12 protein-coding genes are annotated in these 13,637 nt (G+C 70.3%); 5 read left to right on the forward strand and 7 right to left on the reverse strand.

Annotated elements, in window-relative coordinates; genetic code table 11:
• The first annotated feature begins 61 nt into the window (after nucleotides 1-61).
• Nucleotides 62-262, forward strand: coding sequence for a helix-turn-helix domain-containing protein (locus ACQUSR_RS28545; RefSeq protein WP_431047903.1), 201 nt, complete (start codon nucleotides 62-64; stop codon nucleotides 260-262).
• A gap of 13 nt (nucleotides 263-275) precedes the next feature.
• Here the strand turns inward: ACQUSR_RS28545 and ACQUSR_RS28550 are convergent, their stop codons facing one another.
• The 4 genes from ACQUSR_RS28550 to ACQUSR_RS28565 are packed head-to-tail and all read right to left on the reverse strand — an operon-like array spanning nucleotide 276 to nucleotide 6,455.
• Nucleotides 276-2,198 carry an ArnT family glycosyltransferase gene (locus ACQUSR_RS28550; RefSeq protein ID WP_431045470.1) on the reverse strand — a complete coding sequence of 641 codons (1,923 nt, stop codon included), beginning with the start codon at nucleotides 2,196-2,198 and terminating at the stop codon, nucleotides 276-278.
• A gap of 54 nt (nucleotides 2,199-2,252) precedes the next feature.
• On the reverse strand, nucleotides 2,253-2,735 hold the full coding sequence (locus tag ACQUSR_RS28555) for a poly-gamma-glutamate biosynthesis protein PgsC/CapC (RefSeq protein ID WP_431045471.1): 483 nt from the start codon (nucleotides 2,733-2,735) through the stop codon (nucleotides 2,253-2,255).
• Nucleotides 2,732-4,081: a poly-gamma-glutamate synthase PgsB gene (gene pgsB, locus ACQUSR_RS28560; protein WP_431045472.1), complete on the reverse strand. Its 1,350-nt coding sequence runs from the start codon at nucleotides 4,079-4,081 to the stop codon at nucleotides 2,732-2,734. The genes ACQUSR_RS28555 and pgsB overlap by 4 nt, the downstream gene beginning before the upstream one ends.
• A gap of 1 nt (nucleotide 4,082) precedes the next feature.
• Complete coding sequence (locus tag ACQUSR_RS28565) at nucleotides 4,083-6,455, reverse strand: HAMP domain-containing protein (protein WP_431045473.1); 2,373 nt, start codon at nucleotides 6,453-6,455, stop codon at nucleotides 4,083-4,085.
• 730 nt (nucleotides 6,456-7,185) lie between these two features.
• Here ACQUSR_RS28565 and ACQUSR_RS28570 point away from each other — a divergent pair.
• Together ACQUSR_RS28570 and ACQUSR_RS28575 are read left to right on the forward strand one after the other, a co-directional pair.
• Complete coding sequence (locus ACQUSR_RS28570) at nucleotides 7,186-7,572, forward strand: peptidase inhibitor family I36 protein (RefSeq protein WP_431045474.1); 387 nt, start codon at nucleotides 7,186-7,188, stop codon at nucleotides 7,570-7,572.
• Nucleotides 7,573-7,713: 141 nt separating this feature from the next.
• A complete protein-coding gene (locus ACQUSR_RS28575; RefSeq protein ID WP_431045475.1) occupies nucleotides 7,714-8,298 on the forward strand; it encodes a YdeI/OmpD-associated family protein in 585 nt (194 codons plus the stop codon).
• A 116-nt stretch (nucleotides 8,299-8,414) separates the two neighbouring features.
• Here the strand turns inward: ACQUSR_RS28575 and ACQUSR_RS28580 are convergent, their stop codons facing one another.
• Nucleotides 8,415-9,008: a TetR/AcrR family transcriptional regulator gene (locus ACQUSR_RS28580; protein ID WP_431045476.1), complete on the reverse strand. Its 594-nt coding sequence runs from the start codon at nucleotides 9,006-9,008 to the stop codon at nucleotides 8,415-8,417.
• Between the two features lie 115 nt (nucleotides 9,009-9,123).
• Between ACQUSR_RS28580 and ACQUSR_RS28585 the strand changes: the two genes are divergently transcribed.
• Both ACQUSR_RS28585 and ACQUSR_RS28590 read left to right on the forward strand, forming a co-directional pair.
• Nucleotides 9,124-9,732 (forward strand): flavodoxin family protein, encoded by a 609-nt coding sequence (locus ACQUSR_RS28585; RefSeq protein ID WP_431045477.1) that lies wholly within the window; start codon nucleotides 9,124-9,126, stop codon nucleotides 9,730-9,732.
• 60 nt (nucleotides 9,733-9,792) lie between these two features.
• On the forward strand, nucleotides 9,793-10,929 hold the full coding sequence (locus ACQUSR_RS28590) for an NAD(P)H-dependent flavin oxidoreductase (protein ID WP_431045478.1): 1,137 nt from the start codon (nucleotides 9,793-9,795) through the stop codon (nucleotides 10,927-10,929).
• Nucleotides 10,930-10,998: 69 nt separating this feature from the next.
• Here the strand turns inward: ACQUSR_RS28590 and ACQUSR_RS28595 are convergent, their stop codons facing one another.
• Both ACQUSR_RS28595 and leuA read right to left on the reverse strand, forming a co-directional pair.
• A complete protein-coding gene (locus ACQUSR_RS28595; RefSeq protein WP_431045479.1) occupies nucleotides 10,999-11,790 on the reverse strand; it encodes an ABC transporter ATP-binding protein in 792 nt (263 codons plus the stop codon).
• Complete coding sequence (gene leuA / locus ACQUSR_RS28600; RefSeq protein WP_431045480.1) at nucleotides 11,790-13,541, reverse strand: 2-isopropylmalate synthase; 1,752 nt, start codon at nucleotides 13,539-13,541, stop codon at nucleotides 11,790-11,792. Before leuA ends, ACQUSR_RS28595 begins: the two co-directional genes overlap by 1 nt.
• Between the last annotated feature and the right edge of the window lie 96 nt (nucleotides 13,542-13,637).

A 13,637-nucleotide genomic window follows, 5' to 3' on the forward strand; every position in this document is an offset into this window, starting at 1 on the left:
CGACTTCATCGCGGTTTTCTCTGCGTAGAGGGGGACAGCGATCCCTGGAACCGTAGTTCCGATACGGTGGTTTCGATGCTCTCGCGGCTACCCGGCCCTGACCGTCGACCAGGTCGCGACGCGGACCGGGGTGGGCAAGGCGGCGATCTACCGCCGCTACGCCTCCAAGGCCGAGATGGCGTTCGTCGCCACCTCCGCCGACCCCGCGATGGCCCACCTGCTGCTGCACAGCGACCCCGGCGGAGCCGCCGAGCCGCGCTGACAGGGCTGTTGGGTCAATTGCCCCGTCGAGCACAGTCGTAGAGGGTGAGGCTTCCCTTCGAGGTTCGGCCGTAGGCGCTTGGGGGGATGGGGGTGCAGCTTGTCTTCACCCAGGCCGATGCCGGTGTGGACGGGCGGCGGGTGGTCAGCAGGGCGTAGCGCAGTTGACGGGTGGAGACCAGGTCACTGAGCCCTCGTGCGGTCGGATACGGGGTCAGGCCGGTGAAGCCGCCCATGACCAGCATGGGTTGGGAGGTGGCGCGCAGCAGAGGCTCGGCGCCGTAGGCGGCTTGGGTGGCGAGCAGGTACTTCTCCCCGGAACGGTGTGCGGAAAGGTAGCGCAGCAGCGCGGTGTCCCGTGCGGACGGCTCGTTCAACGGGAATCGCGGGATCTTGACCCGGTGGTGGTGCGTCTGGCGGTAGCCGGGTCCGACCGGTCCGGCCAGCGGCGACATCGGTGAGCCGGCGTACCGCGGGACCAGGCAGGAAGCGGACCAGACGGCCGGGGCGAGCAGTATGGACGCCAGGGACGCTGCCAGGGCGCTGTGCACCGCCCGTCGCGTTGTGCGTGGCCCGCGGGTCCACAGGCCGACGGTCCCGCACAGGCCGAGCATCAGCACCACCGGCAGGAGCCAGGGCGCGAATTCGCTGTGCGGGCCTTCAATCACCGCGGCCCACAGTGCCGTGAGCCCGATCGCGGCGGGCAGCGCCGCTCGACGTCGGCCACCGGCGTCGTACTCGGCCCAGAAGAGGGCGATTCCGCCGCCGGTCAGCGCGGCGATGGCCGGGGCCAGAACGGTGGTGTAGTAGCCGTGGTTGCCGTTGGAGTTGCTGAAGACCACGACGTGCACCGTCAGCCAACCGCCCCAGAGCAGGAACCCCGTCCGCGGCCCGTCGGTGCGCGGCTGTCCGGCGCGCCACGCCACGCCCAGCGCCAAGGCCAGTACGGCCAGTGGCAGGAGCCAGGCGATCTGCGGGCCCACGCTCTGGTTGACCAGCATGGTCCAACCGGTGTTCTCGGTGGTGCGGCTGGCCGCGGTGCCGGCGACGGCGCCCAGCGCGTGCGGGTCGTCGCCGAAGCGGCTCAGCCCGTTGTAGCCGAAGACCAGGGTGAAGGGGTTGTTGTTGGTGGTCGCGTCGATGTAGGGACGGTCCGCGGCGGGGGTCGCCCACACCAGCAGCAGCCACGAGCAGGACACGACGAGTGCGGTGACCCCGGCGAGCAGCGCCCGCCATGCGCGGTTCAACCACGAGCCAGGCGCTGCCAGGAGGTACACCATGGCGAAGACCGGCAGGACGAGCCACGCCTGGAGCATCTTGGTCTGGAAGGCCAGCCCCACCCATGCCCCGCAGGCGAGCAGCGGCAGCAGTCTCCCTGTGCTGACGGCCTTCTGCAGCGATCCCGCTGCGAGGACCAGCAGCAGGACGAGCAGGGTGTCGGGGATGTTGTGCCGGTCGAGTGCGACGGTGACCGGGGTGAGGGTGAGTACCAGCGCGGCGAGCAGCCCTGCCAGGGGGCCGGCCCAGGCACGGACGATCCGGTGCAGCACCCAGACGGCCAGTACGCCCTCCAGCACCTGCGGCAGTACCACCGCCCAGTTGTGCGGTCCGAAGAGCTTGACGGAGAGGGCCTGCGGCCACAGCGCGCCGGGGATCTTGTCCACCGTGATCGAGCCGCTCGGGTCGAGCCCGCCGAAGACGAAGGCGTGCCAGTTCGCCGCCATGGACCGTACGGCCGCGCTGTAGTACGGGTGCACCCCGGCACGGTCGATTCCCCAGGTGTAGAGCACCGCGGCCGTTGCCAGGATCAGCAGAAGGGCGGACGACTCCCAGCTGATGGTGGGCCGTTGACGGAGCTTGGCACGGAAGGCGCGTCTGGCGCGGGGGGAGCGGTGGCGGCGGTCGGCGGGGTCCCGGGTGAGGGGGGTGGTGGCCATGATGACCTCTTCGACGTACGGATGGGCGCGGCGGACGCGGGCGGTACGGCTCGGTCAGCCGATGGGCACCGCCTCCAGGAGCAACCCGGCGACGAGCACCACATACGTGCAGAGGGTCACCGCGGTGGTGGAGATCACGGTGGCCGCCAACGGTTGGCGGAGCAGCTGATAGACGATCAGGCCGGGCACGATGAAGCCCAGGGTCTGGGCGGTGTGGAGACGGGGGAACTCGTGCTGGAGCGTGAGCAGCACCGTGTTGTGGAGCAGCACCGAGGACAGCACCACGGCGGCGAACAGCCGCTTGCCGTAGAGGATCACATGCCGCTGTAGGGCCTTGGTCGCGAGGAAGGTGAGCGCCGTGATGCCGATCACCATCGCGGCCCGGACCGCGTCGGTGACGAGGGCCAGCGCCAGCCAGCCCGGGGTGATCATGCCGCCGGGGGAGAGGTTGGTGGTCAGGTAGCAGACCAGCGAGAAGACCAGTCCGATGGCGATCCCCAGCGCGACGGTCTGCGGAGTGACGTTGACGGGGATCACAGCGGGTTCCTTGTCGGCTGGTACAGGGCGTCGGCATGGGCGGAGGCTGGGCTCGGCATTTGCGCGGCGGGCATCGGGGCGGGCATCGGGCCGTTCAGCGGGGCCACCCAGCCGTACGGCTCCGGCTCGGGCGGGTGCGCGAACGGAAGCGGCTCGTCGGCGTGGTCAGAGGGCAGCTCGCCGAGGTGCTCCAGGAACAGTTCGCCCTGGCCGTGGATGTTGCCGATGGCCACCAGCGAGGAATCCGGGCCCAGTTCGGCGAGGATGGCGCGGGTCAACTCCTGTGCGTCGCGCCGGTCGCCGCCCAGGTCCACCACCCGAGCCGACGACCGGCCCGGCGGGATGCCGTCGCGGGCGCTCTTGGTCGGATGTCCGATGAGGAAGACCGTCTCCGGGGCCAGGTCGGGGACGATCGCTCCCATCTGCCCGTTGCGCTCCACCCGGTCCGGGCGACAGTTGATGACAACGTTCAGCGGGCGGCGGATCGCACCTAGCTCCTCCAACTGGCGGACGTTCATCAACGTGGACTCGGGGTCGTTGGCGGCGAAGACGTTGGCGAAGCGCAGCCGCTTGCCGTCCGGTGTGCGGTAGCGCTCGACGGAGAGCACGCCGGGGTCCGGCGGCGCGTCCCACATGCCGCGCAGGGCGGTGGCCCGGTCCACACCGAGCAGTTCGGCCACGGCGAGCGCGATGGCGACGTTCTCCTTGAAGGTGAACCAACTGAACCCGCGCAGCTCCTCGTCGGTCACCCACTCCGGATCGACCGTGATCAGGCGGCACCTGCGTTTGTCCGCCTCCTCCTTGAGGATGTGCAGCCGCTCTCGCTCGGCGGTGACGCAGACGCCACCGACCGGCATCGACCGGGACAGCGAGCGGGCCACATCGTCCAACGTCGGACCCATTTCGGCGAGGTGGTCCTCGCGGACGTTGCACAGCACGCCGATCGTGGAGCGGATCAGCTTCTCCTGGTTGATCTCCTGAAGCGCGGGCATCACCGCCATGCACTCGATCACCAGAGCGTCCGGCCGGTATGCCGCCGCACGCCGGACGATCCCTATCTGCTCGACGACGTTCGCGATGCCCAGTTTCCGGTACACCGGCTCCTCGGTGGCGTCCGGGTGGATGAACCGGGCGGCGGTGCCGGTGGTCTTGGCCACGGTGACCAGACCACCGCCGCGCAGCGCCCCCGCGCACAGCCGGGTGATCGAGCTCTTGCCGCGAATGCCGTTGACCAGCACCCGTGTGGGGATCTGCGCCAGCGCGGCGTAGTGGCGCCGCTGCTCCAGCACGCCGGCGACCAGCAGCACGGCGCAGCTCAGCAGCAGCACACCGTAGAGGAAAAGCATGTCAGTTGGTCCTTCGCTGCTGCGGCGTTCCGCCGCTCTGGAACGACTGGGCGGGGGCGGCGGCCAGGGGGGCTCCGCCGCCGCGGTCCCGCTCCACCAGCGCCTGCCGGAGCAGTTCCAGACTGCGCGTGACCGAGCCGCACTCGTCGTGGTGGACCGGGTACAGCACAGTGCGACGGTCACCGCCGGCCAGCCGCTCCGCGTACCTGGTGAGGTCGCGCAGCGGCCTGACCACCACGATGTGCAGCCAGCTCAGGCAGGCGGCGCCCAGGGACAGGGCGAGCAGCCCGGCCAGCATGGTGCGCGCCTGAATCTGATATGCCGTCAGCTTCAGCGCTGCGACAGGCCGGGCGGAGACCACCCGCCAGCCGAGTCCGGCGGCGGGCCCCGTCCGGGCCAGTGACGCGGCGGCTGCGACCGATGGGCCCTCGCCCGGCACGGCCCCCGCGTGGAGTACGGCCGATGCCGGGCTGCCCGCGCCGCCAGGCGCTGCCTCGGTCTTGGCCACCAGGCGGGTGAGGCCCCGGCTGGGAAGAGGCTGGAAGGCTTCGAAGTCCCCGCTCGCCGCGAGCACCCTGTGGCGCTCGTCGGTCAGCCACACGCTGCCGAGCCCCTGCCGCGCAGCCAGGGTGTTCAGTGTTTTGACGCGGATCTCGGCGACGACGACAGCCGGGACGGCGTCGTGAGCGTCCTTGACGTTCTTGGCGTGCTTGGCGTTCTCGAGGTGCTTGGCGTCCTTGACGTTCTTGGCCGCCGGGATCTGGGCGTAGGCGGCTATCGCGGGGATCTTGCCCGACGTGCTGACCTGGGTGATTCCGCCGCCGGTTGGCGCATGGGCGAGGGTGCGCAGCGGCTGCTTGCCCACCCGCAGCACGATGGCACCGGTGCGGTCCAGCACGTACAGCGACCGGTACGCGGGGTGGGCAGCGCGTTCGCGCCGCAGAACTTCCGTCGCCCGCTCCCGTGGCACACCGGAGACGGCTGCGGCCACGGCCGCGAGGTCGGTGCGGCTCCGGTCGAGGGACCGTCGCACACGGTCAGCGGAGGCCTCGGTGCGTGCCTGCTGGTCGGCGACGGCGACTGACGGTACGGCCTTGCCGGCCGGTACGCGGTTGAGCAGGAACAGCAGCGGCGCCCCCCACGCGGCGATCACGAGTGCGCAGACGAGGACCGCGGTCCGGATACCGGGGCTGCGCCGCACCGGGCGCGCAGGCTCCGGTCCCGTCTCGCCGAGCAGTTGGCGGCGAATCGACTCCAGCGCCCGGCCGGCCCTGGCCGGCTCACCGAACGCGGCGACCGGCACCGGCCGCGCCAGCTCCTCCCGTGCCTCAGGCAGATCGCAGGCACCCCTGGCCAGCCGGGCAGCGGACAGGTGCAGCCGCAGCAGCGGACGCTGCACGGTGCCCAACAGCACCCGGGTGACCAGCACGGCGATCACCACCAGCGCGCCCGCGGCCACGATGGCGAACCATGTGTGGTCGGCCGCCTTCTGCGCCGGGGCCACATCCCTGACCGTGAGGATCGTCAGCCCCAGGCCGGAGGCGTCGTCCTTGCCGTCCGCCGCGGCGACCGATGCCCACCCCGTGATCCTGCGCAGCCCGTCGTGACCGTCGCCGAGCGCGCTGCCCGAGGTGTCGCCGGCGTGCGGGCCGGCGTTCGCGGCGGCGGGCAGGGTGCGGTGCTCGGTGTGGGGCGCGGCGAGGGCCGCGCCGGTGGCGGCGGTGGTGGCAAGCACCTTTCCGTTACGGCCCACCAGTTGACCGGTTCGCCCGCGCCCGTACACCTCTGGGGCGTCGACCTTTTCCGAGACGACCAGAAGGAGTTCGCGTGAGACAGCTTCCCGTTTCCTCGTCAGGTCCCCTGCCTGGTCACGATTCCCGTCCTGCTTGCGGCCCGGAGCCGGGACGGACACCCGGGCGAAGAGCAACAGCCGCGGTTCGGCGTTCCCTGAAGGGGCCAACCGGGGTGCGATGTTCGCGGCACCGGTCCGCACCAGAGCCGCCGCGTCCACCCCGGTCAGCGGAACCGTTTCACCGCTGGCCGCCAGGGACCTGCCAGTGCGCGGGTCGAGCAGCACAACGCCCCGCGCGGGGTGCCCGGTCGGGACCAGGGACCGCAGTAACGCCGCCGGAGTTCCGCTGCCGGCGGGCGTGTTCGAAGCCGCGGAGCGGCGCACTGCCGCGGCTCTTGCGTTGATGGAGGTCCCGACCGAGTCGGCGGCATCCTCGGCGATCCGGCGTTCCGCGTCGCGAACGGCCTGGGGGACATCCTGTTCGTGAACGGTGCCGAGACCGAGTGCGGTCAGCGCGGCAACTGCCAGCAGGGCGCAGAGCAGTGCGGCGATCGGTGGGCGGACGCCTCCGAGTAGGGGCATGTCGGCGCGGCGTCGGATGCGGTGCGGACGGGGCGCACGGGCAACAGGGTGCAGGGCAGCGACCTCTCTGCATGTGGGGGGATAGCCGTGCGGCAACTCGACCAGTACGGACACCGGGTTCACAGGATAATCACAAGTTCGTTCGTACTGTGCCCCCTATTGGGCCCCTACGGAACCGCACTCAACTCACCCGAGGACAAGTCGCTTTTATGCCTCCGACCTCACCGCGAAATGGGAGAATTCCTAACACCCTGCCGGTGTGGGAGATCGCGCGAACACCTCCTGTCTGCATTCACCGCGTCACGTACGGCTTCGGGTGAACTGAAGGCCATCTCCAGGGATTACAAACTGACGCGTAACAAATGCGCTCAGTGAAAATCTTGTTCAACGCCGGGGGAATTCCAGGTCCGATGGTCACCGTCCGGCGACGGCGGTGTTAATGAGCCAGATCTCCTGCGCACCAGGGTTCTCCCGAACAGCTGAGCGGCGATGCTTTTGCGGCCGGGGCGCCGCCTTCGTCCCCGCACCAGGGTCGGGCATGAAGGAGCACCGGACTGACGGCACGGGTTGGATGGTGAGCTTCGGGGTGCCACTGGGACCCGAGTGACGATCAACCAGCCGCCGAGGCCAGGTGGATAGATCTAAGAAGCCGGATACGACGCCAACGGCGAACCTCGTCGGCGGGGTCGTTGAGACAGCCGGGAGCCCTTCGACAGGAGGATCGAAAGTGATGAAGCGTGTGACGCTCGCCCTCTGCGCCGCTGTACTCGCCGGGGCGGCCAGCACCTCTGCGTACGCGGCGGACATCCAGCGCGGCTCGGGGATCGAAGTCTGCCCTGTGGACGAGCTCTGCCTCTACGAGAACTGGGACTTCAACAAGGACACCCACGACGCACGAGTGCTGTCGACGTACAAGGACATCGCTCACCTCGACGACTACAACTTCAACGACATCACCAGCACGGTCTACAACGACACTGGGCGCATCGTGCGGTTGTACCCGCACTACGACTACGAGGGGGCACCGGTAACCCTCGTCCCCGGGGAGTCCATCGACTTCAAGGACGCCAACGGCAACTTCAACGACCAGATCTCCTCGGTCAGGTTCATGAACTGACCCCGCAGTCTTCGGTCGCCCGCTCTGTGTGTCAGATGCGGTACGCGCCGACCGCCACCGACGTGGTGCCGGAGCGGGCGGTCGAGGGCAGCCCGTCAGCCGGGAAGGTTCAGCGGGCGTGGCTGGGTTAGCCTGGCTGGCATGGAGGAGTTCAACGGGGTGGAGGTCGTCGCGTTCGCGGATGCGGTGGCTTTTGAGGGTTGGTTGGCTGAGCATCACACTCGCCGCGAGGGTGTGTGGGTCAAGGTTGCGAAGAAGGCGTCGGGGATCGCGTCGGTCACGGATGACGAGCTGGTCGACGTGGGGCTGTGCTGGGGGTGGATCTCCGGGCAGCGTCGGGGCTTGGACGAGCGGTATTACCTGCAGAAGTACGGGCCGCGGCGGCCGAGGAGCCTGTGGTCGCGGGTGAATGTCGAGAAGGTCGCGGTGCTGGCGGCGGCGGGCCGGATGCGAGGGCCCGGCCTCGCCGAGGTCCAACGGGCCCAGGAGGACGGCCGCTGGGACCGCGCGTACGCATCGCAAGCGACAGCCGCTGTCCCTGACGACCTTGCGACGGCGCTTGCCGCACACCCGGCGGCGCGTGCGGCGTTCGACGCGCTCGACCGGACCGCCCGCTACCTCGTGATGCTCCCGCTCCTCCAGGCCGCGACGCCGCAGACCCGGCAGACGCGGCTGGAGCGGGCGGTACGGGACCTGGCGGAGGGACGGCAGACGGGCGAAGGGTGATCGCCCCGGTGGAACTCCCCGTGATCCGCTGGTTGCCGACACGCGCAGCGTTCCCCACCACGCCAGACTCAACGATCACGTCGGCGACACGCTAAGGCCGACCACGCACGAGCTCGTCAGCTCTGCAGCAGTCGGGAGGTCTGCGCCCACAGCCCGTCCAGTACGGAGGGGTCGTTCGTCAGCTTCGCGAACATGACCATGCCCTCCAGTTGGGCGAGTACCGCGCGGGCGGTGGTGCGGGTCGCGGCCGGGGCGGGGATCGTGCCCTGTTCCGCGGCATCCGTCAGCGCGGCGTGGACCAGGGTGATCTGCTCGTCGAAGATCTCTGCCAGGCGGGTCTGAACGACCGCGTCCTGCGTGCTCAGCTCCAGCGCCAGATTGCCGAAGAGGCAGCCGTTGACCGCGCCACCCTCCGTTTTCGCCGTGCGCTGGGCGGCGGCCTGGTCCAGGAAGAGCCGTTCCAGCCGGTCCTCCGCGGGCCCGTCGCCGCCCAGGGTCGTCACCCAGCCGGGGCGCTGAGCCGCCCAGTGGGCGTTGATCGCCTCCATCGTCAGGGCCTGCTTGGACTCGAAGAAGTGGTAGAAGCTGCCCTTCTTCACGTCCGCGCGAGCGCAGATCTCGGCGACGCCGATCGCGCCGTAGCCGCGGCTCAGCATCAGGCTGCACGCTGCGTCCAGCAATCGTTCCCGCGCCGTGCTCGTCCGTCCCATGCCGATGAGTATACGGGCGGTCAACTAAGAGGGTGGTTATTAGTTGACCGGTCGTCTACCCTCGTTTCGAGCGGCGGGATATTCCGCCGACTACCTGACCTGCGAGGACTTCGCCATGTCCAAGAACATCACGGTCGCCGTTGCCTTCCACAGCGGTTACGGCCACACCGCCCGCCAGGCTCATGCGGTCGCCGCCGGGGCCGCGTCGGTGCCCGGAGCGCAATCCGAGCTGTGCGACGTGTCTGTCGTGAACGACCGACTGTGGGAGATGCTGGCCGCCGCCGACGCGATCGTCTTCGGCACGCCGACCTACATGGGCAGCCAGTCCGCCGTCTTCCAGGCTTTCGCCGAGGCCAGCGCCCCGGTCTGGATGAAGCAGGGCTGGGCCGGAAAGCTCGCCGCAGGGTTCACCAACTCCGCCGGCGTCAACGGCGACAAACTGAATGTCCTGGTCTCCCTCGCGCTCTTCGCCGCGCAGCACGGCATGAACTGGGTCTCGCTGGGCCTGCTGCCCGGCGGTGAGTACTCCACGACCGGAACCCCAGAGGACCTCAACCGCCTCGGCGGCTTCCTCGGTGCGATGGCCCAGTCGCCCTCCGACCTCGGTCGGGACGATGCCCCGTCCGGGGCGGATCTGCGGACCGCCGAGCACCTCGGGCGCCGGGTCGCCAAGACCGCGCTCGCGCAGGTGTCGGGCCGTACGGCGCTCGCCCTCGCGCCGTGAACGCCCTCAATCCCCCAAACGCCCGGCGGCTCTCCACGCCCTGAAGAAAGGAAGACCGTCATGACCAACGGGAAGCGCTCCTGGGCCCGCGGCCGGCTCGTCGAACTGCTGGGCATCGACGTCCCCATAGTGCAGGGGCCTTTCGGCGGCGGGCTGTCGTCGGTGGCACTCGCCTCCGCCGTCTCCCAGGGCGGCGGGCTCGGCTCGTACGGAGGACACATCCTCACCCCGGACGGGATCGGCGAGCTGGTGGCCGATCTACGGAAGGCCACCACCCGGCCCTTCGCGGTCAACCTCTGGGTCCCGCACCCTGACGAGGCCGCGGCCCCGCCCGACCCTGACCGGATGGCCCGGTACACCGCACTGCTGCGCCCCTGGTTCGAGGAACTCGGACTGCCGACCAGCCAGTTGGAGGAACCACCGCCCGCCCCCGGCTTCGCGGAACAGATCGACGCGCTGCTCGCGGCGGAGCCACCGGTGATCAGCTTTGTGATGGGCATCCCCGAGGCCCGGGTGCTCGACGAGGCGCGGCGCCGGGACATCCGGACCGTCGGCACCGCGACCACCGTCGAGGAGGCTCTGGCGATCGAGGCGGCGGGCATGGATGCCGTCGTCGCCTCCGGCAGCGACGCGGGAGGGCACCGCGGCTCCTTCCTGCGCCCCGTGAACGAGTCGCTCGTCGGGACCTTCTCCCTCGTCCCGCAGGTCGCACGGGCCGTGTCGATCCCCGTCGTGGCCGCCGGCGGCATCGCCGACGGCCGGGGCATCGCCGCCGCGCTGACTCTCGGGGCGGACGGAGTGCAGATCGGCACCGGCTTCCTGGCCACCGAGGAGTCCGGCGCGAGTGCCATCCACCGGGCCGCGCTGCACGGCCCCGACGCACATACGACCGTACTGACCCGGGCCTTCTCGGGACGGCTCGCGCGGGCCATTCCCAACCGCTTCACGCGTGAGGCGCTGGAGTACGAGAGAGAACTGGCACCCTATCCGCTCCAGTACACCCTCACCCGCCCGCTGCGCACAGCGGCCGCGGAACGCGGTCTGGCCGAATACGTCAACCTCTGGTCCGGACAGGCCGCAGCGCTCACGCGGCAGCGCGGTGCCCGCGACTACCTCGACGATCTCATCGCCGGGACCCAGGCGGCGCTGGGTCATCCGGCGCCCGGGCGCGACCAGATGATCAATTCCAAAAGTTAGTGGTCGTAGGCGGTCGGTGAGCGCTCCTCGGGCGGGATGTCCCGCCCGAGGAGGCGAGGAGGGGTGCGCTCAGCGTCTGGTCCGCACCGTCCAGCGCCCTTCGGTCCGGCTGAGCCGCACCGAGTGGTCGAAGCACCTGCTCAACTGGTCGCTGGTGAGGACGGAGTCGACGGGCCCCTGGGCGAGCGTGCGTCCCTCGCGCAGTAGCAGGGCGTGGGTGGTTCCCGGGGGTAGTTCTTCCAGGTGATGGGTCACCAGGACGGTGGCGAGGGTGGGATGGGCCTTTCGCAGGGTGTCGAGGCTGTCGATGAGTTGTTCGCGGCCGGCCAGGTCGAGGCCGGTGGCGGGTTCGTCGAGCAGGAGTAGTTGCGGCCGGGGCATCAGCGCGCGGGCGATCAGGGTGCGGCCGCGCTGGCCCTGGGAGAGGGTGGGCCAGCGGGCGTCGGCCTTGGCTGTCATGCCGAGGGTGTCGATCAAGCGGTCGGCGAGTGCCAGCTGTTCGGAAGTGGGGGACCAACGGGGCACCGGCTCGATGCTGTTGGTGAGGCCGGTCAGGACGACGTCGCGGACGCGGAGCGGGGAGCGCAGCGGGTGGCGCGGGTCGACGTGGCCGACCGCGGAGCGCAGTTCGCGCAGGTCGACCCGGCCCAGGGTGCGGCCGAGTACCTGGACGGTGCCGCGGGTGGGGTGGCCCAGGGCTCCCAGCAGGGTCAGCAGGGTGCTCTTGCCCGCGCCGTTGGCGCCGAGCAGGGCCCAGTGTTCGCCGGGTCGTACGGTCAGGGAGACCTCCCGCAGGATGGGAGTGCCGTCGCGGACCACGTCCACGTCCGCGACCCGGAGCACTTCATGCGCCGGCGCCATCACAGCCCCCGGTTGACGGCGGCCAGCACGGCGTGCACCGAGGCGGTCAGTACGGAGGTGTCGCGGCCCGCGCCCCAGTGGGTGGTGCCGTCGGCCGTGCGGCATTGGACGTAGGCCATGGCGGTGCTGTCGGGGCCGGTCGTGGTGGCGTGCTGGCTGTAGTCGAGGATGTCGACCGGCAGCCCGGCTCCCTCAAGTGCCCGCGCGAAGGCGGAGAGCTGTCCGTTGCCCGTGCCCTCGTACCATCCGGCGCGCACGTCGGCACCTTGCAGCCAGCCGCTGAAGCAGTGCTCGCCGGGAGCGGTCTGCTGCGTACTCCAGGAGGCCAGGGTGAGGGGGCCGTCCTGGCCGGGCTCCAGATAGGTGGAACGGAAGAGCTCCCACAGCTCCTTCGGAGTGGCCTCGCGACCGCTGTCGTCTGTGGCCGCCTGCACCGTACGGGAGAAGTCGGCGCGCAGCTGCCGCGGCAGGTCCAGGCCGTAGTGGGCCTGGAGCAGGTGGGCGATACCGCCCTTGCCGGACTGGCTGTTCACGCGGATGACCGATTCGTAGGAGCGTCCCACGTCGGCCGGGTCGATGGGCAGATAGGGCACCTCCCACGGAGCCTGGGACGGCGGAACTCCCAACTCGGCGGCTCGTCGGGCGTGGTGGGCGAGGCCCTTGCTGATGGCGTCCTGGTGGGTGCCGGAGAAGGCGGTGTAGACGAGTTCGCCGCCGTACGGATGACGTGGGTGGACCGGCAGCCGGGTGCAGTGCTCCACCGTGTCGCGCACGGCGTCGATGTCCGAGAGGTCGATCATCGGGTCCACGCCCTGGGCGTGCAGATTGAGTGCGAGGGTGACCAGGTCGACGTTGCCCGTCCGCTCGCCGTTGCCGAAGAGGCACCCCTCCACGCGCTGGGCGCCGGCCAGGACGGCGAGTTCGGCGCAGGCGACACCGGTGCCGCGGTCGTTGTGCGGGTGTACGGAGAGGATGACGCTGTCGCGCCGAGCCAGGTGGCGGTGGGCGTACTCGATCTGGTCGGCGTAGACGTTGGGGGTGGCGATCTCGACGGTGGCGGGGAGGTTGTGGATCACCGGCCGGTCCGGGGAGGCGTCCCACAGCTCGGTCAGTCCGTTGCAGATCTCCAGCACGAAGTCCGGTTCGGTGAGGACGAACACCTCGGGGGAGAACTCGAAGCGGATGTCCTGCCCCGGCCGCGCGTCGGCCAGTCGAGCCATGTGCGTGGCGGCCTCCCGTATCAGGTCGCGCACCTCGTCGCGATCGCGGTCGAGGACGACGTCCCGCCAGACGGGTGCGGTCGGGGTATAGAGGTGCACCACCGTACGGGGCAGGCCGTCGATGGCCTCGAAGGTGCGGTCGATCAGGTCGCGGCGGGCCGGGGTGAAGACCACGATCGTCACATCGTCCGGCACGGCGCCGGAGGTGGCCAGATGGCGTACGAAGTCGAAGTCCGTGCGGCTCGCGGAGGGGTAGGCGACCTCGATCTCCTTGAAGCCCATGGTGACCAGCAGGTCGAACATGCGCCGCTTGCGCGAGGTGCCCATCGGTTCCGCCAGGGCCTGATTGCCGTCACGGAGGTCGACGGGGACCCAGAGCGGGGCCTGGTCGATGCGGGCGGTGGGCCAGCGGCGGTCGGTCAGCGGAAGCTCGACCCGGTCGTACGCGGCGCGATACCGGTGGGACGGCATCCCGCTGGGGCGCTGCGGGTTCCAGAAGGGGGCGTCGGCGGTGCCGGCTGTGGTGGCCATCTTCGCTTTGAGTTCCTTCGCTCGGTCGGGTGTCGACCGGCAGCACGGCACCCCGCGGCGGGGTGCCGGTCGTTCAGGCCCCGCCGCGGCAGCCGA

Origin of the sequence: Streptomyces sp. P1-3 (assembly GCF_050613155.1) — a bacterium.
GTDB lineage: Bacteria > Actinomycetota > Actinomycetes > Streptomycetales > Streptomycetaceae > Streptomyces.

Excerpts from the sequence above, each read along its gene's own strand:
- ACQUSR_RS28550 (WP_431045470.1), bottom strand. The coding sequence starts at position 2,198 with ATGGCCACCACCCCCCTCACCCGGGACCCCGCCGACCGCCGCCACCGC.
- ACQUSR_RS28590 (WP_431045478.1), top strand. The coding sequence starts at position 9,793 with ATGACCAACGGGAAGCGCTCCTGGGCCCGCGGCCGGCTCGTCGAACTG.
- leuA (WP_431045480.1), bottom strand. The coding sequence starts at position 13,541 with ATGGCCACCACAGCCGGCACCGCCGACGCCCCCTTCTGGAACCCGCAG.
- pgsB (WP_431045472.1), bottom strand. The coding sequence starts at position 4,081 with ATGCTTTTCCTCTACGGTGTGCTGCTGCTGAGCTGCGCCGTGCTGCTG.
- ACQUSR_RS28580 (WP_431045476.1), bottom strand. The coding sequence starts at position 9,008 with ATGGGACGGACGAGCACGGCGCGGGAACGATTGCTGGACGCAGCGTGC.
- ACQUSR_RS28595 (WP_431045479.1), bottom strand. The coding sequence starts at position 11,790 with ATGGCGCCGGCGCATGAAGTGCTCCGGGTCGCGGACGTGGACGTGGTC.
- ACQUSR_RS28570 (WP_431045474.1), top strand. The coding sequence starts at position 7,186 with ATGAAGCGTGTGACGCTCGCCCTCTGCGCCGCTGTACTCGCCGGGGCG.
- ACQUSR_RS28565 (WP_431045473.1), bottom strand. The coding sequence starts at position 6,455 with ATGCCCCTACTCGGAGGCGTCCGCCCACCGATCGCCGCACTGCTCTGC.
- ACQUSR_RS28575 (WP_431045475.1), top strand. The coding sequence starts at position 7,714 with ATGGAGGAGTTCAACGGGGTGGAGGTCGTCGCGTTCGCGGATGCGGTG.
- ACQUSR_RS28585 (WP_431045477.1), top strand. The coding sequence starts at position 9,124 with ATGTCCAAGAACATCACGGTCGCCGTTGCCTTCCACAGCGGTTACGGC.